The sequence below is a fragment of the Pseudoflavitalea sp. G-6-1-2 genome, assembly GCF_012927185.1.
GTDB lineage: Bacteria > Bacteroidota > Bacteroidia > Chitinophagales > Chitinophagaceae > Pseudobacter.
On record NZ_JABBGB010000001.1, the window covers coordinates 62,383 to 85,494 of the forward strand.

The following is a 23,112-nucleotide window of genomic DNA, read 5'->3' on the forward strand; positions in this document are numbered from 1 at the left end:
GGCTGCTATTTTTTGAACATCAAAAATCTCAATCAGCCATCGACTGGATTCTTGTTATTTTGATACCATTAAAGCAGTCGTCGGCGCAACTCAGTTCCCTGTAACCACAGGTGGAGATCATGCCATTATTTTTAGCTTCAAAAGTAATTTCAGTATTGTCCCGTCGGATCAGCCAATCTTTTTGAGCCTTGTCGTATACCTCATCGAGCGTAATTGCGGCAGCGCCCTTGTTCTTGTGAGAATTGATTTCATTTTCATTTTCGATCCATTCCATTTCAGAAGGTGGGATATACATGGTTGATCCTATTTGGGTTACTTTGTAATGGCGTTGAATAACTTTACTATTCCTCACCCAGATAACCGTTTTACTCGCGAAGCCTGTCCAAGAACTGGTCTCAACATCATATTTGTAATGATCTCCTGATGTTTTCTTGAACGATAACCAGCTCGAGTAGCTCTTCCTGAATTCAATATCGTTTTGACTTTCTTTTTTACAGGCAAAAAGTGCTACCGCCAATAGTAGCAGAAAGAAACTTTGTTTCATTACAGCAATTGTTTGGAATGATATTAAAAAATGAAGGCTGGTACAGTATGACCATTAATTTTTTCACACCGTTGCACAGACGTAAAATTTCATATCTATCGATTCCGATTGCCAGAAATAAGAAAAGGCAAACCCAATGGAGGCTTGCCTTTTCTTATCACAGTTAACCGATGTGAGGAATTATTTTAAGATTGGAAATCTGCAAAATCCAGCAAGGATTGTTTTTTCCGTACCTACGCGTCGATCAGTGAGAAAGTTTTTTAACGGCCTGCCTGGCAATGAGTTTCCAACCGGTTTCAGCTTTGCTCCAAACGAGCAGTACGTATAGGTGGGCTTCACCTGCTTTGCCTTCGTCGTTGGTTTTTGCATCGAGTTCGTGACGAACGATCGCAAAATTACCTGTCTCTGTGATGGTTTGGGCAGTCAGCTCCATTGTAAGGAAACTGTAAGTGCCATCACTGATTTTGTCGATAAAATCGTTTTTTCCTTCTACATGCCCATCGGAATGGCCATAGCTCAATTCATCGGCTAACAACTCCCGGAGTTGCGGGGCGTCAGATTCGAGAACTGCGTTTCTAAATTGCTGTACTGTTGTGGTGATGTTTTGCATATATGATTGTACCAGAATAATTAATGTTCCAAAGTACAAAATTTTCCCGCAACCGGTTGGCAGAAAGAAAACTTACCGGGCAATCACTGCAGAATGTCAATAAAGGTTGTTGAGTAATTTCCTGAACAAGAGTAAATAACTGATCCTTTATTTGTTATAAAAAAGAACATATAACAATTATGTATAGGTGCATTTTTTTATTTCCATTCAATGACGGGACCGTTGATTTTTTTGTTTGCAGAAACAACTATTGATTTGCTAAGAGTTACTACCTAAATTTCAGAATACGATCTGTGTATTTTTTTCCACACTTTATTTTTTCGACGAAACCCGCACCTGCATTCACTTCCACCAACTCCTAAACAACTATGTATGATCTGTTTAGATTGAATTGTTTTTGCATTAAGGAAAGCGTTCATGTAAATATATGATGAGGTAACAGTGCAACACATGCGAATTTCATTCTACCACTGAAGCAGCTATTTCGCTCTCCCGGTTGCCTGATTATTGTTATTTATCAAACATAATGCTAACTTTAAAAAAGGCCACGAAGGAGCGTTTAGTACAGATCAGTGCAGCCTTTCAACACCCTCTCACCCTTTCTCCGGAGCAGACCCCGACATAAGTACCCTGGTAAACAGGCTTTAGCTTTTACGACACCAATTTGACTATACCTGAACAGGTTGGCAATCATTTCTTTATTTCTTCATTACAAAAACTAACACATGAGACAATCATTGAGGGCACGTCATTGCCTGCTATTGCTACTATTGAGTCTTCTATTTTCGGGTACCATCTTCGCCCAATCCAGAAACGTTTCAGGAAAAATCAGCGACAAAAACGGAAAAGCAGTCCCCTTTGCATCGATTCAGATCAAAGGAAAAGGAACCGGCGTATCGGCCGGAGACGATGGCAGTTTTTCCATCATGGCAGCAAAAGGCGACGTGCTGGTAGTTTCTGCCATGGGTTTCACTACACAAGAGTTAACAGTAACAGATGCAAATGCTTATACCATCACACTTAGTTTGGGAGATGGTGCACTGAGCGAAGTGGTGGTCACCGCTCTGGGTATTTCACGCGAAAAAAAATCATTGGGTTATGCTTCTCAACAGGTAACAGGCGCCGAGCTTAACTCCCGGCCTACCAACAACTTCCTGAACAACCTCTCCGGTAAAGTAGCCGGCCTGGATATCAAAACCAATTCGAACTTTGGAGGTTCTACCAACATTATCCTTCGTGGTACAAAAAGTATTTCGTACAACAACCAGGCGCTGATTGTTATCGATGGCGTGGCCATCAGTAACATTAACCTGAACAATAACTTAACTACCAATGGAACGGATGGTGTCGACTTCGGTAACTCTGCCGCCGATATCGATCCCAATAACATTGAATCCATCAACGTACTGAAAGGTGCTGCTGCAACAGCGCTGTATGGCAGCCAGGCATCGAATGGCGCCCTGATCATTACCACTAAAAAAGGAAAGAGAAATCAGAAAACAAGTGTTACACTCAACTCAACAACTTCCGTTGGTGCCATCGACAAAAAAACATTCCCTACTTACCAGAAAGAGTATGGCGGCGGTTATGGTGAACTCGGAACAGAAGATGTTGATGGAGATGGCACACCAGATCTCGTGGCGCCATTTGGTGATGATGCTTCTTACGGTACCAAATTCGATCCCAACAAACTGGTTTATCAGTGGAATGCATTTGCTCCCGGAAATCCAAACTTCGGCAAAGCAACTCCATGGGTAGGTGCAAAAAATGATCCCAGCACATTTTTCAAGAAAGCATTCAGTGCTGTGAACAGTGTAAACATCAACGGCGGTGATGATAAGAATTCTTTCAACTTCACTTACACCAACCACTACGAAACAGGGGTATTTCCCAATTCCCGCATCACAAAGAATACATTGAACGGAAGCTTTTCCAGAAATATCAACGACGACCTGAAAGCCACTGCCTTTGCGATGTACATGAATCAGGGAACCATCGGCAGAAATACTGTTGGTTACAACAATAACATCTTAACCGGTTTCCGTCAATGGTGGGCAACAAGTGTAGACATTCAGGAGCTGAAAAGAGAATACTTCAGAAACCGTGAGAATATCACCTGGAATATGAACGATCCTATCAATGGTGATCTGTCTCCTGCATACTGGAACAATCCATACTGGTCTGTATACGAGAACTTTCCTTCAGATCAAAGAACCAGAGTGCTTACCGGAGCAAATCTCAGCTGGGATATCGCACCGGGCTTGAATCTTTTAGGACGCGTTACCGTTGATTATACCGATGCCAAATTAGAACAGAAACTGGCTAAGGGAAGTCACGCAGAATCGTTTGGTCTCGCACAATTGAATGAAAGCTCCGGTTACTGGTTAGTTACGAATAAACTGATGCAACAAACCTACGATCTCATCGCAACTTACAGATGGAAGGTTAGTCCTGATTTCTCCGCCAACTTCCTCGCTGGTGGAACTTTCATCAAATCACAACAACAGGGTATTGAAGCATCAACAACCGGAGGCCTGCTCGAACCGAAGAAATACACACTCACCAACTCTGCAGGATATTTTCCTCCAACAACAACCGATATAGATTTTGAAAAAACCGGATTCTATGCACAGGCTGCCGGTGATTACAAAAAACTGATATTCCTCGAACTCACAGGAAGAAGAGATGAATCTTCAGCGCTTCCCAAGAACAACAGAGATTATTTCTATTACTCCATCAGTTCGAGCTTTGCATTCTCCGAGTTGCTGAAAAAAAGCACTTCATGGGACTGGCTCGACAATGCCAAATTTCGTGTGAGCTATGCTGAAGTAGGTAACGATTTGCCAGCAGGAAGATTGGGATTTCTTCAGGCCACAGGCATCATCAATGGTGTGCACATGATTGGAAATACCAATACCTATGTTGATTTCAATTCACTGAAACCCGAAAGGCAAAAAAGCTGGGAAGCAGGTCTGGAAGCCAGTTTCCTGAACCGCAGGATCACCCTGGACCTTTCCGTTTACAAAACCAATGTACAGGATCTTCTGTTCAACATTCCGCAATCACCTGCTTCGGGATATAGCTTTGGACTGGCCAATGCAGGTGAAACAGAAAACAAAGGTATAGAAGTAGCGCTGGGAGTAACACCGGTAAGAACCAACGACTTTGAATGGAGTGTAAACCTTAACTGGGCGAAAAACAGAAACAATGTAATAGCACTTAATGAAGGACGTGAGAACCTTCAGCTTGCCCGCTTCGGTACAGGTGTTACCCTCAATGCAACCAAAGGTCAGCCTTATGGTACCTTCAGAGGATTAGGATATGTATACAAAGACGGACAACCAGTATTGAAAGATGGAGAATACCTCAACGAATCGGATAAAGTAATCGGAAACATTCAACCCGATTGGATCGGCGGTATCAACAACAAGCTTAGCTATAAGAACTTCTCTTTAAGTTTCCTCGTGGATATCAAACAAGGCGGAGACCTGTTCTCACTCGATCAGGCATATGGCCAGAACTCAGGTATCTACCCTATCACAGCCGGACTCAATGATTTGGGCAACCCCAAAAGAAATCCGCTCGATCAGGGTGGTGGCATCATTCGCCCAGGTGTAACAGAAGATGGCAAACCCAACACTTTCAGAACTGATGTAAGCGAACATGGAGCTACCGGTTATGAAGGTTATCCTTCTCAGGAATTCATCTATGATGCGTCGTACGTTAAGTTGAGAGAAGCAAGTGTTTCATATACCGTTCCTGACAAATGGCTTAAAGGAGGTAAAAACATTTTGAAAGGACTCACATTAAGTGTAGTAGGGAACAACCTGTGGATCATTCATAAAAATGTTCCGTTCTCTGACCCGGAAGCTGGTTTATCATCCGGCAACGTGCAGGGATATCAAACAGGTGTAATGCCAACAGTAAGAGTATTTTCTTTCAACGCTAAATTCAACTTCTAAATCGAAATACTATGAAATCGATTCATAATAAATATATCGCCATTGTTCTCCTGACGGTAGTGCTGGGCACTTCGTCCTGTTTAAAAGATTCCGCAGACCTGAACGACGACAAAGGCAAAGTGTATGATGGTTCACCTGAGTTCTTCCTGAACACAGCTCAGGGCAAACTGGCAGATAAGATGTCGACCATTGAAGTGAACTTCGGTGCGTTCTTTTTTCTGCAACATTATCTGACGATGACCACCTATGCTTCGGATGCCAGATTTGATTTCAACAAAAGAGTGGTGCCAGACAATCACTGGCTTCGTCTTTACACCGAAATAATCGGGAACCTTACTTCAGGAAAAGCTGCCATATCCAAATTGCAAAAGCCTGCAAGCATCTCTCAACAGGCCTGGGATAAACAGCAAGGCAATAAGACTGCCATCCTCGATGTGCTGCAGGTATATGCGTTTCAGGTTCTCGTAGATTGCTTTGGTGATGTTCCTTATACAGATGCACTTCCAACAGTTGCGCTTCCTAAATACGACGATGATGCAGCCATATATCCAAAATTATTAGAACGAATGGATAAGAATATTGCACAGTTGGATGCTGACTACCCTGCATTTGATGGTAATGGAGATTATATGCTGAAAAGCAATGTAGCCAAATGGAAACTGTTTGCAGCTTCCTTAAAACTGAAAATAGCCATCAACCTTGCCGATGCAAATCCTTCACTGGCCAAATCGGCAGCAGAGTCTGCTTACAACGCCGGTGTAATTACACAAAACACGCAGAATATCTCTTACAAGTACAGCACTATTGCCCCGGCATTCAGTCCTATGTACTCAGTGATCAATACCATCGGAAGCGGACGGAGAGATTATATCGTCGAAGAAACCATTATCAACATGATGAATGGCCTCGCAGATCCCCGTCGCGAAAAATTCTTTACTCCAATAGAAGGCGGAACCTATCGTGGTGCAGTGTTAGGTAAAGGCGGTCAGGTGTTTGCCGACTTCTCTCATGTGGCGGATGCATTGATCACTCCGGACGCGACATTCCAATATGCAACAGCAGCTGAAGTGAATTTCTATCTCGCAGAAGCAGCGGCCAGAGGATATTCCGTAGGTAAATCAGCAGAAGAATACTACAAAGCTGCTATCACTGCATCTTTTGATCTGGCGGGAATACCAGAAAAAGCAGCTGCATATCTGGCGCAGCCTAATGTGGCTTATGCATCAGCAGCTGGTGACTGGAAACAGAAGATAGGTCGTCAGGCATATATTGCGATGTTCCAGCAGCCGTTTGAAGGATGGAATTTTTCAAGGAGACTGGATTATCCGGTAATGCCTTCGCCATATGCGGTGGCAGCTGCGGAAGGGAAAACGCCGACAAGGTTAACGTATCCGATCAATGAGCAGACTGTGAATGGAGCGAATTGGAGAGCGGCGAGCAGTACGATTGGTGGAGATAAGCTTACGACGAGGGTTTTCTGGGATAAGCAATAACTAAGAATAGATTGATATGATAGATGGGGTATGTTTCTGAGGAGGCATGCCCCATTCTTTGTCCATAAATGATTGTTTCATTAGAACACGAAAAGCAAAACTCATTTTAGGCTATCAATGAAACGTGAAAAGGTGCTATCAGCAATTTCGCCAGAAAAATTAAGATTATGAACATATAAAAAATGTCTATCCAAACCAAGATGTTTATTAATTACAAATTTGGTATTCTGTATTGAAATATTCTTTTGTCCCGAAAGTGATCCACAAGATTCCATGAACAAAATTACTCCCATACAATTAGGAAATTTTTCAAGGGTATCCATAATTGCAAATATTGTTTCCTTAATATCCATCATAAAGAAATAAAGAAAAGAAACAGATAAATAAATCACTCCAGGCTGACCAACAGGCAATTGTTTAATCTTCTTTGCAATCTTATTATTATCAACCAGTCGGTAGGTATCATTAAAATTCTGGGGCAAGCCCAACATTGAGTTTATCTGAATATCTTTTGATTCACACCACATTTCCAGGTCCTCAGCTTTTGAGGGATGTGACGTAGCCATCACGATAAAATCATCCTCATAACTAATGAACTGTTCATTAACGATTGCCGTTTCCTTTATTGCCCGAATTTGTTGTATTATTCTTTTTACACCAGATTCATCCAGGTATTGAAGTTGTTTAAATGAGCAGGGTAAACATAATCCCTCAAACATAAAGGCATTCGCTATCCTCCTGTGTTGAGATTGAATATCTGATTGTTTACTACTCATTGTCAATTGACTTACTTCAACATAAATGTAATTGCCAGTTTCTGGATCATTCAAACAAACATCCGGACTTTTCTCATTTGACAACGGTTCAAGAAATTTCACATCAAAACCTCCTCTTGAAAAAGTGCGCAATACATCGGTAAATGGTATACCTTCTGCCTGACATTTCAGTCGGGGCTTGATTTTCTGCAATAGAATATTGTAACTCTTTAAGTCTTTATTTTTTAGGTATTTAAGATTATTAACAAAATCAATCAAATCCTCATCGAGGTGGATATTAGTAGTCAGTTTCAAATTTATGGGATGCTCAGATCCGCAATTATTAAAGAATGAGGTTCCTAGCTCTTGCCTTAAAAATTCAATACTTGCCTCCCAATTAGCTTTTATGCTTGTATTTACATGACGGTTTCTTTTTAGAATATCGTTCCACGAATGTGATACTACTCCTACAGGAGTGAGGTTGTAAAATAATGGATCCATGATAGGTTAATTTACAAAACGCGAACTAAGTTATTTGGGCTAACGAGAAGAAGTTAAGTAGTATGAGTAAGTACAGATTTAGAGAATTACATGAGCAAACAAAGGGAAGTGCGGGCCTTGGCAGTTACGACAAGTCAGGTATTCAAAAAAAAATATTTTTCGGATAAATGAATATTTAAGCAAGCTGGTCTTTCATAATTAATCCTTGAATATCTCTTTCTAATTCGTTTTTAATCCTATACACACTCTCAATATCAAATTCTCCATCCAGCAGTTTTTTTGTTGTTCGCTTAACAAAAAATTCTTCTAAAACATCCTCAATAACACTAGAAGCAAGATCATTCTTATAATGCAACTTTAACTCACTGCTTACGAAAGACCTGGAAGGAGTACCAGAAAATGTAACCGCGCCTTCAAGATTACAGGATTTAAATAATGAAAAAATATTTTTATCCTGTGTGATCAAATAGGTTTTATGATCGATATCAGGGTTGATATCTGATAAATGTAACATTCTCATGTGAAAGAAATCCCAGGCTGTACCCCAAATAGTCTGCAATACACCATTAACAGACGCTGTTTTTTTATCAAGATCAACCATTCTTCTAAATTCTGAAACACCACCAAATATCCTTGTTGCAAGTAAAATTTCTGAAGCCATTGAAGTATTAAGTTCATACTCGCACCAATGACAAAATCGTTCTAAATTCTGACGAATATTGGCTTCCCGAGGATTGTTTTCTTTACAAATAATATAAAGTTCGAGAAGGGTTACGTAGCTAATAAGTAGTAAGGGATAGAATGCATTAAAGGATAGAATGTCCATTTGATTAACCTCCACAGTGTATGGGGGATTCCATTCTTTTAGTTTTTCAGAGCGACTTAAGGGCTTATCGAAAACATAAGTAATTTTGTTAACAATATCCTGATACTTGTTCAGGTCAAGCGTCTTTAATTCCCTGTTTGTGCTCAATTCCATTGCTCCAAATTTTGGCACTACGCTAATTTTATAGTGTTGACAAAAGAAAATGAGGGTCTCAACATTAGTAATTTTGTCATCCATCAAACCTGCTCCATTAAAATAATTTAGGAGATCAAGACATACGTTTGCGTCTAAATACAGCATTGAATCTTTTCTTCGATTATGTGTTATTTTTTGCTGCATTGAATCTGGCAAAACAGATTCGCCTTCAGACGTAAGGACAAAAAAAGTTGGCAGAGAAATCATGGCAATCAAATTTAGTAATTGAGGGAAAATAATGACTAGTCTCTCACTTCCCGAAACAGAAAGTTATAAGAAACGTAAGATGTGGAATTGGTAGTATTTCGTAACAGGTAAGGAACACTTATCAAATAAAAGGTGGGAATTAAGGGCCCTTTCTACACTCTATACCAGCGTCACTTTAGGAAATAATAATGTATCAGGTTTAAGATTTAAGCTATCCATATAGCCTTTATATAAATTATTACCCATTGAGGTTTGTTCTGAGTTTAACCAAAATTCAAATTCCGGCTCTTGATCTACTTGAACCAAACAAAGTATATCTCCTTTTTCAAAAACAGTGCTTCGAAAATTAAGTGGCTCTTCCATTTCCAGCCTCAATCGTGTTCTCATGTGGTGCTTTTCTAAGATGAATGTCACATACGGTTGAATTATTTTCTGATAAACTTCAGACAGATGAACCCAAGCGACAGCATGTGTGTGCAAGATCACAGTCGGCATAGTATCAAGTCCATCAATCGCAAACCGAAGCATATTTGCAATTTCAACTAAAATCTTAATTGCTTGTATCTCATCGATCTGACAATTGAATATAGGAATCGGGGAAAGGGATGTATGCTTGAATCTTATTTCTTCTCCAAAATGCCTATCGTGAAAAATTTCATTTCTGAACTGGCAAAGCTCATCAAGCTGTGGGATGATTTTGTTTTTATTAAAGTCCTTTCTATCAATTTCCAAAAATTGAAGAAGTGAACTTAACCTGCCGGGCAAGGTTTGCCTCTTATAATGTCCAAAATCTTCATTCTTTTTTACGCAGCATAACTTAATCAAGGCATTTATATAAGATTCAAGCGTCAAAAACCAAAGGCTAATTGCAGTGTGCGATTCCACGCCTGTATGTACAGTATCTTTAGCATTTTCTAACTTAGCCAGATCGTTCATTGTATAGCGAAACGCCAGTTGCAGGTGATGCTGGTAGGGCATAAATATTTTCAGATCGGGCTTTGATGTGAATAGAAAATGGGAGCCTCCAATGTTATTGTATCGGTAATCTTCCAGATAAGGCGGGTTTTCTCTTAACTCTTCCATTCTTATCACCTCTTTCTCGCGTCTTTCCTGTTCAAGCTGCATCAAATAGTTTATCGTTTTTCCCTGCTCCAACCAATGTAATATTTCAAGCAATTCCCGTTGTGATTTCAATCTAAGGCTAAAACCTGGAGTTAGTTTGTCAAAAACTATAGTGCGAACCTCATCTGAATCTTGCTCCAGGGAAAGAATAACATCTTTATTTTTCCATTGAGTTATAATTTGCGCACGGTTAAATTCTGATTTCTCGAAAGATTCAGGTTCAAGTTGGATAAAACCATGCACTTTTAGATGTTCATCAGATGGCATAAACACATGACTCATCATTTTTCAATTTTTGCTAGTAATTAGGTGAATTCTCGATTTTAGTTGAAGTGGATACGAATAATCCCCTTCAGGCTTTTGCTTTATTTGATTTCTCAGCTTATAATATCGCTTTGCGCAGGCATCAGAACAGCATTGTGTAACGCTTGTCTTAGATATGAATTCCTTTTTTGCAAGATTTTCAAACTTGTAAGAATCTCATATTACTACTCATTGTTTCGCTTATTGTGTTTGGAATTCTTAAGACAAATCACAATAGACAACTTCCTAGTTTCTGTTTTGAATAAAACGAATTCTGATATATATTTCCGAATGTTTAAGAACCTAGCGCCCATTTTTTACATGACTCCTTTTGGTTTTATTCTTGCGTCTTTCGTTTATTCAGGCAATGATAAGAAAGACCCAATCGCTTTATTCCACCTACGACAATCCCTTGGTATATACATCACCTGTATATTTTTCTATATTATTTTCAAACTTTTCGATTCGGATTTATTCTATGGGGAAACTTCCTCAATGATGGTACTAATCCCGCTCCTTCTTTTATGGATTTTCGGGGTGAAAACTGCAATTGACAACAAAGAAACTCCGATACCTCTTGTTGGACGTATATATCAAAAGCTTTTTTTTCATTTCTTTGTAAGAGTATTGACAGATGAGCAAGCTAACGGTATCATTGGGTATCATACCGTATCAATTTTTCAGAGTAGTGAACATAAACTTCCTGTAAATTCCAGGTAGTAACTTAACAACTACAATAAGGCTAAAAAAGGCAGAGAAGGGCAATGAAAGGCAAATAGAATCCTTTCATTATCAGCGTAAATCGCTTGAAAGACGCATCACCAGTACATGCAGTCTACTTCCCGATACAAAACTTACTAAATATATAATCCAACCTATCCTCATTCGAGATCTCTCCCGTAATCTCACCCAGATAATGCAAACACCTTCTTATATCCAGCGCCAGCAAATCACCCGGTATCTTATCATCCAATCCCCTATGTATATCCGACAACGAAGACGCTACCTGTTGCAGCGCATGCTGATGTCTTGCATTCGTTACCACAGTACCTTCTGTCTGCACCGATCCATGCAATACCATCTCCACTAATTTTTCTTTCAACTCATCCACATTCCACTCCGATTTTGCAGATATGAAAGTGATATGTTCAAATCCTAAAAATTTCTCTTCGAGTAAAGTCTCATCAGACTTATCTGCTTTATTTCCTGCAAGCAGGAACTGAATGCTCTGCTCCTGCATATTTGCAGCAACTTCACTCAATTCATTTACACTTGTTTCATTCGCGTCGAAGAGATAGATCACCACATCTGCCTGCCGCATTTTTTCGAGGCTTTTTTCTACTCCGATGCTTTCTATCACATCGCTCGTATGCTGACGAATACCTGCAGTATCAACCAACCTGAACAATATCCCATCAATGTTAAGTGTCTCTTCGATTGTATCTCTTGTAGTTCCTGCTATATCACTTACGATAGCGCGGTTCTCATTGAGGAGTGTATTGAGAAGCGTTGATTTTCCGGCATTAGGTTTTCCGATTATGGCTACCTGTACGCCATTCTTGATCACATTACCCAACTGGAATGACTGCAACAGGTGTTGCACTGTTCTTTCTGCTTCGTTGATCAGACTGAAGAATTGACTGCGATCTGCGAATTCAACATCTTCCTGTGCGAAATCGAGTTCGAGTTCGATGAGTGCGGAGAATTGCAGCATACGGTCGCGAAGTTGCTGCAGCACGGCGGAGAATCCGCCACGGATATTATGCAATGCCGCTTTGCGGGATGCTTCTGTGTTGCTGGCGATGAGATCAGCCACCGCCTCTGCCTGAACCAGATCAAGTTTGCCATGGAGAAAGGCACGTTGAGTAAACTCTCCGGGTTTGGCCAGCCTCGCGCCGCGGCTTACGCAGGATTGAATTACCTGCTGTTGAATGTAGGGCGAACCATGGCAGGAAACCTCCACTACATCTTCACCGGTATATGAGCGGGGACCTTTGAAGAGGGCCACCACTACTTCGTCCAGCACCTGATCGCCATCTTTGAGAAATCCTACGTGCAGCGTATGGCTGGGCTGCGCCTGCAGATCTTTGGAAGGGAAGAGCTCATTCACCACTCTGAAGGCATCTGAACCGCTTAGCCTGATCACACCGATTGCCCCGATACCTGTGGGGGTAGCGAGTGCAACAATTGTATCATCCCATCCTGACAGCTTTCCCAGCATACGATTTGTATTTCGGCAAAAGTAAGACGGAAGGCGTAAAAAAATCCTTTCTGCCTTTTACCGGCAGAAAGGATCGGAAAGGTTAGCGATTAGAATATGCTATTCGATGTTCAGTTTAAACCCGATCGGCTGGCGTTTGTATGATTTTACCTTGTTTTTGTTTTGAACGGCCGGAATCCATTTACCGCTTTTTCTGATCACGCGAACAGCTTCTGCACGCAATTCTTCGGGGCCACTGATGGCTTCTACATCAGAGACATTGCCTTCTTTGTCCACGATGAACTGAACCATTACAGTACCCTGAATTTCACTATCCTGTGCATCCTGCGGGTAGCGGATGTTTTTGTACAGGTATCGCTGCCAGGCAGCGGTTCCGCCGGGGTATTCAGACTCGATCTCTACTTTCATGAAAGGCTCGTCTGATTCTACTTTTTGGGGAGCTTCGATAATTCCTTTGCCTATTGCATCGGCCTGGGGAGGAGGTACAATATTGTCGTCTTTTACGCCATCCTGGTTGGTGTTGCCGATTTTTACGTCTTCCAGTTCAGCTACTTCGGGTGGTTTTTCATCTGGCTTCACCTGATCGTCTGGCTTGATGATAGGGGCAACAAACTGCTTCATCTCGATCTGCTTTGGCGGCTCTGGCGGCTTGGGGGGAGGTGGGGGCGGAAGTTTTTCCGGTTCTTCAATTTTGGCGAGTTTCTGATCGTCGGGGATAACGATCATTTTTATCTGGTGTTCACCGGGTCGGTTGCCGAGCAACATCGAACCAACAAAGAGGAGAATGATGGTACCGGTGGCGGCGAGGCTAAGGAGCATGCGGCGTTTATAAGTTTTGCGTAACTCATAAGCTCCGTAAGTTTTGTTCCTGCCTTCGAACACGATGTCCAGTACATCTGCGGTTAGAATTTTAGCAAGTTCCATGGCAATATGATTTGTCTATAAGACGCACCAGTACTGCATTTCCACAGATTTTGAATCAATTTTCGAATATACTTCGACGTAATAAAAAAACCCTTTCGCTTACACGAAAGGGTTTTGAATATGCTTTACTTTTTCAGTCTTAACCTTCAGTTTCGAGACGGAAGACGATCGGTTGCTTCTTGTAGGATTTCACCTTACGACCGTTCTGTACAGCAGGTTCCCATTTACCGCTCTTCTTGATTACGCGGATGGCTTCTGCTCTCAGTTCTTCGGGGCCGCTGATGGCTTCCACTTCTGATACCATACCTTCTTTGTCTACGATGAACTGGATTACCACTGTACCCTGAACCTCGTTATCGATAGCTTCCTGAGGATAACGGAGTGTTTTGTTCAGGTAACGTTGCCAGGCTGCAGCACCGCCGGGATATTCTGATTCGATCTCCACTTTGGTGAAGGTCTTATCCCAGTCTTCTTCAACTTTTTTGGGTGCTTCAACCACACCTTTACCGGCATCTTCTACCGGGGGTGCAACGATACCTTCATCTTTCACACCTTCCTGATTCACGGTACCGATTTTGGTTTCTTCCAGTTTTTCTACTTCTGGTGGCTTTTCATCTTCCTTTACTTCCTCATCTTTTACGATTTTGGGAGGAGTGAATTTAGCCATTTCAACCTTAGGTGGTTCTGGTGGTTTTGGGGGAGGCGGAGGTGGCGGTTCTTCCCGCTTTTCTTCCTGTTTGATCTCCTCCAACTGCACGTCCTGCACCACCATCTCCTTAGCGTCGTCCTTCTTATTGAAGGAGTTGGCAAGGATGTAACCTGCGAACAGCAGGATACAAACCGATGCTGTACTGATAAGCGCGATACTCAGGCGCTTATTGTACGATTTACGCAGTTGATAAGCACCATAATCCTTGTTTCGTCCGTCGAAGACGATATCAAGAATATCAGCGCTTAATATTTTATTGGTTTCCATACTTGTTCTTTGTTAAAAGATGCAATGAATGTTCGATTCCATATGAAACTCACCACTATTTGCCGGCATTTTCAGTTGCCTTCATCAGTTGGAGCTCCACATCAACGATATCCACCAATGCATAGCGTTTTACCTCGTTGATCGCCATCTCGTCCAGAATATCTACTGTGTTTTTGTAAGTAGATTCAGGACCTGCCTTGATCACAACAACGAAGTCTTCCGGATTGGTGCTTTTCTTCTTGGTGATGATTTCCTGGCGGATATCTTTAAAGCCGGAGCTTTTGAAGTTTGATCCGTCTGGGAGAAGTTCACCTTCGTAGTAGAACACACCATTGTCTTTTCCAAGCATGATGGTGAGTGCACCGGACGACTTAACCTTGTTCTGATCTTCAGGTTTTTCCGTGTCTTTCGGCAGGAAAAGCCTCATAGCAGTAGGTTCGCTCATGGTAGTCGTGAAAATGAAGAACGTAATCAGGAGAAAACCCAGGTCCACCATGGGAGTAAGGTCTACTCTTGTAGAGAGCTTCTTCCCTTTCTTGACGCCTGGCCCCTTCTTATGTCCCCCACCCGACGAGGTATCCATTTCTGCCATATCGCAATATTTTTAAATTAATAATAGATTTACTCAGCGTCTGTGGCCTTACCAGGATTGCGCTGGTTAGTTTTCCAGAGATCAGTTCCTTCCGGTACGCCCTGAGGGTCGGTTACCATAGAGAATTTGAAGATCTCATTCTTTTTCAACGCCGTCATAATTCCTTTGAATACAGGATATTTTGCGTCGTTGTCTCCTTTCAGCAACAGATTCATTTTCTTTCCCTGATAAGCGCTTTGCACTGCTCTAACCCACATTTCCATCTCGTTATTGGCAGTATCCGTTACCGGAATACCTGGAGATTTAAAGTTTTTAACCTGGTCTGGGGTCAGTTGCAGGAAGGACTTCAGTTGAGAAAACGGTACACCAATGTAAGATGAAGGCGCCAGCCATGACTTCTTTTCTGCGGCAGTGAGACTCAGCCCTTTCCACTGATCGATCAGATCAATGACAGCTTCTTTCTCATCCTTGTCTTCATCCCCTAAAGAAATATAAGCCTTGCCTTCTTTATCCATGGTGATCAACACCACATTCTTGTTATCCACAACCTTGGTGGATACAGATTTAGGCGTTGTAACAGCCAGAGCATCAGATGCTTTGAACTTAGTTGTAAGGATGAAAAACGACAGCAAAAGAAAAGCCACGTCGCACATAGCGGTCATATCTACAGAGGTGCTCTTCCGTGGGACTTTAACTCTTGGCATGATGTAATAGTTTCAATTTGTTTTAAGATGCTTATTCAGCCAATTTCCATATCACCATTTCCGTAGGGTCTGATTTTTTTTACGGTTTGAAGGCAAAAAGAGATGCAGACAGATAGAACAGGTGATGCTCGTTCTCCTTATTTATAGAGAGAAGCGAAGCTTTGGGTTAAAGTGAAACCAGACTCATCGATACCGTAAGTGATTGCGTCGATTCTTGTAGTAAAGATGTTGTAGAAGATGATCGCCACAGCTGAAGTACCGATACCCAGTGCTGTGTTATACAGAGCCTCAGAGATACCGCGTGACAGTTCAGCAGCTGCTGCACCACCACCTTCAGTACCGAGGGCAGAGAATGAAGTGATCATACCAATTACAGTACCAAGCAGACCTACGAGGGTAGCTACTGATGCAATTGTAGAAAGGAACACGAGGTTCTTCTCGAGCATTGGCAGTTCCAGTGCAGTTGCTTCTTCAACTTCTTTCTGAATAGCCAGTACTTTCTGCTCAGTGTCAAGCTCAGTGTTAGACATCATTTCTTTGTACTTGCGGAGGCCGGCTTTCATTACATTACCAACACTTCCTTTTTGTTTGTCGCACTCAGAAATAGCCTGATCAACATTTTTGTTAGCCAGGTGATATTGTACTTTGCGGATGAACTCAGCAATGTTACCTGAACCGGTAGCTTTTGTGATGGTCAGCGCGCGCTCGATTACGAATGTTACTACGATGAGGAACAGGGCGATCAGGAAAGGCACGATGATACCACCTTCATACATTTTTACAATGCCACTCTTTGGTCCTTGGTGATGAGGCCAGAATCCGCCATTAGGGTCGGGTTTAGCAAAGTTACCGTCAGCACCCAGAACAAATCTCCAGATTACATAACCAGCGATGATACAAATCACCGGAGCCAGCCAGGAAATAGAGTTGCTTCTCTTTTTGGGTTGAACCGATGTACTACTCTTCACGGGAGTGGCAGTTGGTTTTGTCTCAGCCATGATTGTTTGTTTTTTTTAGTGTTTGAAAAAAATTTAAGTCTATCTGTAGTTAAAATTCGGCCCACAATTCTAACGAAATCTAATTTTTTTCCAACATTTTAATTGGAAAATATTTTCGTCAAAGGCTCACAAGATAAGGAATTTAGTGTATGAGGTGCTAAAAATAAGGCAATTGGTTGAATAAAACCGCGTGCTTTCTGATCTTAATTTAAAAAGCATTTAACCCAACAATCTTTTTTGACCATTGGTGTAATCCATCGCGCCGTTAAGAAGCTGCTTTCATTAACTTCAGTTCTTTAAAACTAATTCAAACATGAGAAGAAACCGCTGCTTGTCCAAAGCAATGTTGCTGGTTGCTGCCGGCTGCATCGCTATTTCAGCCGCTGCACAGGACAAAAAACAGGCGCCCCCCACAGCTCCCCCTGCTGCCCCGCCTGCTCCCCAAAAACCCGGACCAAAACCTTTTAAAGAGGTGATCACCGATAAGGCCATCACCCGTAAAGGACTTTTTTCCGTTCATAAAGTGGACGATAAATGGTTCTTCGAGATGCCGGATTCCCTTATCGGAAGAGATATCCTCGTTGTAAACAGAATCTCCAAAGCGCCCATCGACACCCGCAGCGGATTCATGGGTTTTGCCGGAGACGAAATCAATGAGAACGTTATCCGCTTCGAGAAAGGCCCCAACAACAAGATCTTCCTGCGCAATATCTCCTATTCGGTGTATGCAAAGGATTCTACCAAACCCATGTACAAAACGGTTCAGATCAATAACATTCAGCCCATCGCTGCATCCTTCGATGTGAAAGCCGTTTCAAAAGACAGCGCAGGCGCCGTTTTCGAGATCACCGACTTCATTTCCGGCGACAACGACATCTTCTTCTTCGCTCCCTATATCAAAACTGCCTTACGCCTCGGTGGCATGCAGCCCGATAAATCGTACATCGTTGATGTGAGATCTTATCCCATCAACACAGAAATCAAAACCGTAAAAACATATTCCAAAGCTCCTCCCCCACCAATGATGCCAGGCATGCCGTCTGCAGCCAGCGGAGGCAATGCTACTTTCGAGCTGAACACCTCGCTGGTGCTGCTTCCTAAAGTGCCGATGAAACCTCGCTATTACGACGACAGAGTAGCGTATTTCACCACTGAATACACCGACTTCGACGCAGATCCGCAGGGCGTGAAAGACATCAGCCTCATCACCCGCTGGAGACTCGAACCAAAGAATGCAGAAGATGCTGAAAAACTCAAACGCGGCGAACTGGTTGAACCAGCAAAACCCATCATCTACTACATCGATCCCAACACGCCTGCAAAATGGGTGCCTTACCTCATTCAGGGTGTGAACGACTGGCAGAAAGCTTTCGAGAAAGCAGGTTTCAAAAATGCCATCATGGCCAAAGTGGCGCCTACTCCACAGCAGGACAGCACCTGGAGCCTCGAAGACGCACGCTTCTCAGCCATCGTATACAAACCTTCTACAATCCCCAATGCGAGCGGCCCTCACGTGCATGACCCACGCAGCGGCGAGATCATCGAGTCGCATATCAACTGGTATCATAACGTAATGAACCTGCTCCGCAACTGGTACCTTGTGCAGGCATCACCCAGCGATCCCAAAGCACGCAAAGCAAACTTTGATGATGAACTGATGGGACAGCTCATCCGCTTCGTTTCTTCTCACGAGGTAGGCCATACGCTGGGACTTCCGCATAACATGGGATCTTCTGCCGCCACTCCGGTGGAGAAACTCCGCGACAAAGCCTGGGTAGAAGCAAACGGACATACTTCGAGTATCATGGACTATGCCCGTTTCAACTACGTGGCACAGCCGGAAGATAATATCAGTCAGGTTGGACTTTTCCCACGCATCGGCGAATACGACCTCTGGTCTATCGAATGGGGATACAAACCCGTTTTCGGTAAAACCGAAAACGAAGAAAAAGAGATCCTCAACGAATGGGTAAAAACCCGCTATGCCAATCCCAGCCTACGTTTCATCCATCAGGATGGAATCGATCCACGCGCTCAGACCGAAGTGCTTGGCGACAATAACATGAAGGCCAACGAATACGGTATCAAGAACCTGAAATGGATCCTCCCTAAATTACAGGGATGGTTAAACGAAAAAGGCGAAGACTACACCACACTCAGTGATGTGTACAACGATCTCTTCAGCCAGTTCAGCCGTTACATGGGCCATGCCGTTACCTATATCGGAGGTGTTTACACCGATTCAAAAACCACCGATCAGCCCGGCAACGTATACACCGTAGTTCCTAAAGCATTGCAGAAAGAGGCCGTTGCATTCCTGCAGAAGCAGGTGCTCGAAACACCCACATGGCTGCTCGAAAAAACTGTGCTTGACAGAATCGCATCTCCTGCAGGTACCGACAAACTCTCTTCACTTCAGGATAACGTTCTGGGTTCCATGCTAAGTGCCGGACGTCTGCAAAGACTCATCGGCTCTGCCAACCGCGAAGCCACTGCCTACAGAGCAGACGAATATATGGATGATGTAAAAAAAGCAGTGTTCTCCGAGCTCGCTGCACGCAAGCCGGTAGACAACTATCGCCGCAATCTGCAGAAATCTTATGTAGAAAGATTGGGAGCAATTCTCAATCCTCCTCCTGCAACGGGTCTCGTGCTGAACTTTCCCGGAATGAACACAACAGACACTAAAAAATCTGATGTGTCCTCACTCGCAAAAGGAACCCTGCGCGCATTGAAAGCAGAGATCGCAGCAGCCATACCTGCTTACACAGATAAGATGACTAAATATCATTTGCAGGATCTGAACGACAGAATTGAAAAGATGCTGAATCCTAAGAACTAGATCTTCTGCAACATATTACTGAAAGCAGAGCCGCTCCCTTTGGGGCGGCTCTTTTTGTTGAAATTATTTGAGGCAGGCGGGTCATCCATTCATGGCGAAAAATATGCCGGCCAGAGTGGTGACTCCGATTGAGCTATAGTAGGTAGGATAGAACTGTAGTACTATTCCAAACTTCCGTGCAACATATTTTAATGCCCTGAATGGATGACCCGCCTGCCTCCGGCTCGCTGAAGGTGAAGCAATAAAGAAACCGCCCGATTGAGCAGAAAAGCAGAAGTGAGGATACTGCATTGATAAAATCGATCAGCTCCTCTTATAGAAACTTTGAAGTAAACAATAGATCAGTGGGGTTATTATGCCGCGCGCATGCAGGAAGATGAACCGTATAAACGATGCACTCTCTCGCACATCCAGCGGACCTCATGCCGGAGGGGTATATGCGAAACCGGTATCAAAATATGTTGCACGAAAGATGGGAATAGTACAAAAAGCTTAATCCTCCCTGATATTAGCCCACCGGAGCCACCACTCTGGCCGGCATATTTTGCACCGTGTTTTGCATAAACCACGGAGGCGTTTACTCGTAACGCAGCGCTTCTATCGGATTCAATCTCGAAGCTTTTCTTGCAGGATAAAGCCCTGCTACCAATCCCACAAGTGTACAAATCACAATACCAGCGATGGTCCAGCCCCATGGAATTACAAAGCCTGTATTCAGATACATGGAGAAGAGGTTTCCTACGAGCACCCCAAGTATGATTCCGATGATCGCACCGAATATACTGATGATGGTAGACTCGAAGAGAAACTGCCAGCGTACATTCGCAGCCTTGCCTCCAATCGCTTTCACCAACCCAATCTCTTTGGTTCGTTCAGTTACAGCTACCAGCATGATGTTGGTGAGACCAATCGCTGCACCCAGCAACGTAATAAATCCGATCACCAATGCAGATATGGTAAGACTGCTCAGCAGTCCCAGCAGCATCGATGCAAAGCTGTCGCTTTTGTCTATCGCGAAATTATCGTCTTCTGTTGTGGTGAGTTTGCGGATGGGTCTGAAAGTAGAGATGGCTTCGCCCGTTGCCGCATCCATCAGCTGAATATTGGGCACTTTCACCTGTATGCTGAAACTCGCATTGGGATTGGAGTTGAAGAACCTGCGCACGTTGTTGTAAGAAGTGATCACCACATTATCGAGACTCATGCCGAGCGTAGATCCTTTTGCATTCAGGGTTCCCACCACACGGAATGGAATATTGTTGATCTTGATAGTTTTGTCTACCGCACGTTCCAGATCATCTCCGAAAAATTTCTTTACTATATCTGCTCCTATCAGGCAAACGTTGCGGCCGGTTGAAAGATCGAGCTGATTGAGATTGCGGCCATAAGCCACTTTGAATCCGTTCTGATCGAGGTAGTTTTCATCTCCGCCGTATACACGTGTGTTGGGGTTCGACTTCTTGCCTCCGGAAGAAACAACGGCATCCTGCGCGCCGAACAAATTGAGACTTATCTGTGCGGGAAACTTGAAATTCTCTTTGAAGAGTTCGGCCTGTATCTTGGTGATAGGCTTGCCGATATTCGATTTCTTTTCCTTCTTCTCTCCTTTCTTTTCTTTCTTCAGTTCGTCGCCGCCTCCGAAACGGAAACGAGGCTCACGGTAACGCACTGTAAAGCCCGTAGCGCCCATCGCGGAGAAGCTTTCCACGAACTTCTGTTCCATGGCAGTAATGGCTGTTCTGATGCCCACAAGGGCCATGATGCCGAAGGCAATAATAGCCACGGTGAGTCCTGTACGCAGTTTATTGCCTCTAACGGTTCGGAAGGCCAGTGCAAAAGTGTCCCGGAGTTTCATATATCTATATGTCTTACTAATGTAAGAAATATTACGGGATCAGCTTAGAAACTGCGCCGGAATGGTACCAGCGGTCGGAATGCTACAGCAAATGAATTAGGAAAAGAAAGTATATAACTGGTTCAGCAGCCATTGCGGCTGGATACCGATGAAGATCACAAATGCAGCCATCAGTACCAGCAATCCCTTATGGAAGCTGCTTGTTTCCAGTTCCTGTGCGTCTCCTTCTTTGAAGTACATCGCCTGGATAACACGGAAATAATAGTATACGCTGATAGCGGCGCAGATGATGCCGATGATCACCAGCCACATTACATGACCATTTTGAATGGCTGCAGACAGCATATAGAATTTACCCATGAAACCCGCAGTGGCAGGGATACCAGCCAAAGACAGCAGGAAGATGGAAGTAACGGCGGCCAGCACCGGCTGGTGTTTGGCGAGTCCGTTGAAGCCTTCGAATGTATAATCTTTCATACGCACCAGAATGGCGAAGATGCCGATCGTTGGGATGCTGTATGCGAGTGTGTAATAAAGAAGACCTTCTCTTCCCATTCCGTTCAATGCAACCAGTGAGAAGAGCATAAAGCCCGCCTGCGCGATACTGGAGTAAGCCAGCATACGCTTCACGCTCTGCTGAAACACCGCAGTGAGGTTTCCGATGATGAGGGTAGCCGCTGTGATAATAGCAATCAGTGTCTGCCATTGTCCGTGCAGCTCTCCGAAGGCATCACCAAACAGTTTGATGAAGGCGATGAAGAGACCGGCTTTCACAATGGTAGCCATGAAAGAGGTGAATACGGTGGGAGCACCATCGTATACATCGGGCGTCCAGAAATGGAAAGGTGCAGCAGATACTTTGAAAGCGAGGGAGAACATCAGCAGCAGCAAACCTGCGCCCACCATTGGTGTGAGGGTGCCGTCGCCCAATGCAATCTGTTCGATGCTGAAAGATCCTTTTGCACCGAAGATGAGGCAGATACCCATCAGCATGATGCCGGTGGAGAATGCACCCATCAGAAAATATTTCAAGCTGGCCTCGTTGCTTTTGAGATTGCGTTTATCCGCGCCAGTGAGAATGTACAGCGGAATGGAAATGATCTCGATAGCGAGGAAGAGCATCAGCAGTGAACTGAAACTCGATGCAATGCTGATACCGCAAAGCACAAAGAAAATGAGTGCATAATACTCGGCTACATGCAGCCCTACTTTTTCCATATCGCGGCCATTCAGCAGAAAGTACACCGCGGTAGATCCGATGGCGATGGCGTTAAAGAGCAATCCGAAACTATCGAATTGCAGCATGCCTTTGGTATCTACAGTGAACAGATGGGTTCCATACAGTTCCAGCAGGTTCACCACAAACAGCAGTGCTATTCCAACAATGGATAATGCACGCACCGTTTTGAGGTTCTTGCTGAACGCTCCGCTAAACATCATTATCACTCCCCAGATAGCCGATATTACTATTGCATTCATAAC

General features: G+C 43.4%; 16 protein-coding genes. 3 read left to right on the top strand and 13 right to left on the bottom strand.

Annotated elements, in window-relative coordinates; genetic code table 11:
* Positions 1-28: 28 nt before the first annotated feature.
* Both HHL16_RS00195 and HHL16_RS00200 read right to left on the bottom strand, forming a co-directional pair.
* Positions 29-544, bottom strand: coding sequence for a hypothetical protein (locus HHL16_RS00195; protein WP_169423133.1), 516 nt, complete (start codon positions 542-544; stop codon positions 29-31).
* A 244-nt stretch (positions 545-788) separates the two neighbouring features.
* Positions 789-1,154, bottom strand: coding sequence for a nuclear transport factor 2 family protein (locus HHL16_RS00200; protein ID WP_169423134.1), 366 nt, complete (start codon positions 1,152-1,154; stop codon positions 789-791).
* Positions 1,155-1,879: 725 nt separating this feature from the next.
* Here HHL16_RS00200 and HHL16_RS00205 point away from each other — a divergent pair.
* Together HHL16_RS00205 and HHL16_RS00210 are read left to right on the top strand one after the other, a co-directional pair.
* Positions 1,880-5,116 carry a SusC/RagA family TonB-linked outer membrane protein gene (locus HHL16_RS00205; RefSeq protein ID WP_169423135.1) on the top strand — a complete coding sequence of 1,079 codons (3,237 nt, stop codon included), beginning with the start codon at positions 1,880-1,882 and terminating at the stop codon, positions 5,114-5,116.
* Between the two features lie 11 nt (positions 5,117-5,127).
* A complete protein-coding gene (locus HHL16_RS00210; protein ID WP_169423136.1) occupies positions 5,128-6,609 on the top strand; it encodes a SusD/RagB family nutrient-binding outer membrane lipoprotein in 1,482 nt (493 codons plus the stop codon).
* A gap of 101 nt (positions 6,610-6,710) precedes the next feature.
* Here HHL16_RS00210 and HHL16_RS00215 read toward each other — a convergent pair whose 3' ends face one another.
* The 9 genes from HHL16_RS00215 to HHL16_RS00255 form a co-directional block, all read right to left on the bottom strand.
* Positions 6,711-7,865 (bottom strand): hypothetical protein, encoded by a 1,155-nt coding sequence (locus HHL16_RS00215; protein WP_169423137.1) that lies wholly within the window; start codon positions 7,863-7,865, stop codon positions 6,711-6,713.
* Between the two features lie 175 nt (positions 7,866-8,040).
* Positions 8,041-9,102, bottom strand: a complete 1,062-nt coding sequence (locus tag HHL16_RS00220) for a hypothetical protein (RefSeq protein WP_169423138.1) — start codon at positions 9,100-9,102, stop codon at positions 8,041-8,043.
* A 150-nt stretch (positions 9,103-9,252) separates the two neighbouring features.
* Positions 9,253-10,500, bottom strand: coding sequence for a hypothetical protein (locus HHL16_RS00225; protein WP_169423139.1), 1,248 nt, complete (start codon positions 10,498-10,500; stop codon positions 9,253-9,255).
* Positions 10,501-11,353: 853 nt separating this feature from the next.
* A complete protein-coding gene (mnmE, locus tag HHL16_RS00230; RefSeq protein ID WP_169423140.1) occupies positions 11,354-12,739 on the bottom strand; it encodes a tRNA uridine-5-carboxymethylaminomethyl(34) synthesis GTPase MnmE in 1,386 nt (461 codons plus the stop codon).
* Between the two features lie 99 nt (positions 12,740-12,838).
* Entirely contained in the window at positions 12,839-13,663 is an 825-nt protein-coding gene (locus tag HHL16_RS00235; RefSeq protein WP_169423141.1) for an energy transducer TonB, read from the bottom strand.
* A gap of 139 nt (positions 13,664-13,802) precedes the next feature.
* Positions 13,803-14,639: an energy transducer TonB gene (locus tag HHL16_RS00240; protein WP_169423142.1), complete on the bottom strand. Its 837-nt coding sequence runs from the start codon at positions 14,637-14,639 to the stop codon at positions 13,803-13,805.
* Between the two features lie 55 nt (positions 14,640-14,694).
* Positions 14,695-15,231 carry a biopolymer transporter ExbD gene (locus tag HHL16_RS00245; protein WP_169423143.1) on the bottom strand — a complete coding sequence of 179 codons (537 nt, stop codon included), beginning with the start codon at positions 15,229-15,231 and terminating at the stop codon, positions 14,695-14,697.
* 29 nt (positions 15,232-15,260) lie between these two features.
* Positions 15,261-15,935: a biopolymer transporter ExbD gene (locus tag HHL16_RS00250; protein ID WP_169423144.1), complete on the bottom strand. Its 675-nt coding sequence runs from the start codon at positions 15,933-15,935 to the stop codon at positions 15,261-15,263.
* Positions 15,936-16,072: 137 nt separating this feature from the next.
* Positions 16,073-16,933 (bottom strand): MotA/TolQ/ExbB proton channel family protein, encoded by an 861-nt coding sequence (locus HHL16_RS00255; protein ID WP_169423145.1) that lies wholly within the window; start codon positions 16,931-16,933, stop codon positions 16,073-16,075.
* A 313-nt stretch (positions 16,934-17,246) separates the two neighbouring features.
* Between HHL16_RS00255 and HHL16_RS00260 the strand changes: the two genes are divergently transcribed.
* Positions 17,247-19,775 carry a zinc-dependent metalloprotease gene (locus HHL16_RS00260; RefSeq protein WP_206022189.1) on the top strand — a complete coding sequence of 843 codons (2,529 nt, stop codon included), beginning with the start codon at positions 17,247-17,249 and terminating at the stop codon, positions 19,773-19,775.
* Between the two features lie 577 nt (positions 19,776-20,352).
* Here HHL16_RS00260 and HHL16_RS00265 read toward each other — a convergent pair.
* Together HHL16_RS00265 and HHL16_RS00270 are read right to left on the bottom strand one after the other, a co-directional pair.
* Positions 20,353-21,630: an ABC transporter permease gene (locus HHL16_RS00265; protein ID WP_169423146.1), complete on the bottom strand. Its 1,278-nt coding sequence runs from the start codon at positions 21,628-21,630 to the stop codon at positions 20,353-20,355.
* Between the two features lie 96 nt (positions 21,631-21,726).
* The gene (locus HHL16_RS00270) at positions 21,727-23,109 is read right to left on the bottom strand and encodes an NADH-quinone oxidoreductase subunit N (RefSeq protein ID WP_169423147.1); all 1,383 of its coding nucleotides are present in this window, start codon (positions 23,107-23,109) and stop codon (positions 21,727-21,729) included.
* Positions 23,110-23,112 lie beyond the last annotated feature (3 nt).

Coding starts and splice junctions, on each gene's coding strand:
- HHL16_RS00270 (WP_169423147.1), bottom strand. CDS start 23,109: ATGAATGCAATAGTAATATCGGCTATCTGGGGAGTGATAATGATGTTT.
- HHL16_RS00205 (WP_169423135.1), top strand. CDS start 1,880: ATGAGACAATCATTGAGGGCACGTCATTGCCTGCTATTGCTACTATTG.
- HHL16_RS00200 (WP_169423134.1), bottom strand. CDS start 1,154: ATGCAAAACATCACCACAACAGTACAGCAATTTAGAAACGCAGTTCTC.
- HHL16_RS00210 (WP_169423136.1), top strand. CDS start 5,128: ATGAAATCGATTCATAATAAATATATCGCCATTGTTCTCCTGACGGTA.
- HHL16_RS00215 (WP_169423137.1), bottom strand. CDS start 7,865: ATGGATCCATTATTTTACAACCTCACTCCTGTAGGAGTAGTATCACAT.
- HHL16_RS00255 (WP_169423145.1), bottom strand. CDS start 16,933: ATGGCTGAGACAAAACCAACTGCCACTCCCGTGAAGAGTAGTACATCG.
- HHL16_RS00195 (WP_169423133.1), bottom strand. CDS start 544: ATGAAACAAAGTTTCTTTCTGCTACTATTGGCGGTAGCACTTTTTGCC.
- mnmE (WP_169423140.1), bottom strand. CDS start 12,739: ATGCTGGGAAAGCTGTCAGGATGGGATGATACAATTGTTGCACTCGCT.
- HHL16_RS00240 (WP_169423142.1), bottom strand. CDS start 14,639: ATGGAAACCAATAAAATATTAAGCGCTGATATTCTTGATATCGTCTTC.
- HHL16_RS00265 (WP_169423146.1), bottom strand. CDS start 21,630: ATGAAACTCCGGGACACTTTTGCACTGGCCTTCCGAACCGTTAGAGGC.
- HHL16_RS00245 (WP_169423143.1), bottom strand. CDS start 15,231: ATGGCAGAAATGGATACCTCGTCGGGTGGGGGACATAAGAAGGGGCCA.
- HHL16_RS00235 (WP_169423141.1), bottom strand. CDS start 13,663: ATGGAACTTGCTAAAATTCTAACCGCAGATGTACTGGACATCGTGTTC.
- HHL16_RS00225 (WP_169423139.1), bottom strand. CDS start 10,500: ATGATGAGTCATGTGTTTATGCCATCTGATGAACATCTAAAAGTGCAT.
- HHL16_RS00260 (WP_206022189.1), top strand. CDS start 17,247: ATGAGAAGAAACCGCTGCTTGTCCAAAGCAATGTTGCTGGTTGCTGCC.
- HHL16_RS00250 (WP_169423144.1), bottom strand. CDS start 15,935: ATGCCAAGAGTTAAAGTCCCACGGAAGAGCACCTCTGTAGATATGACC.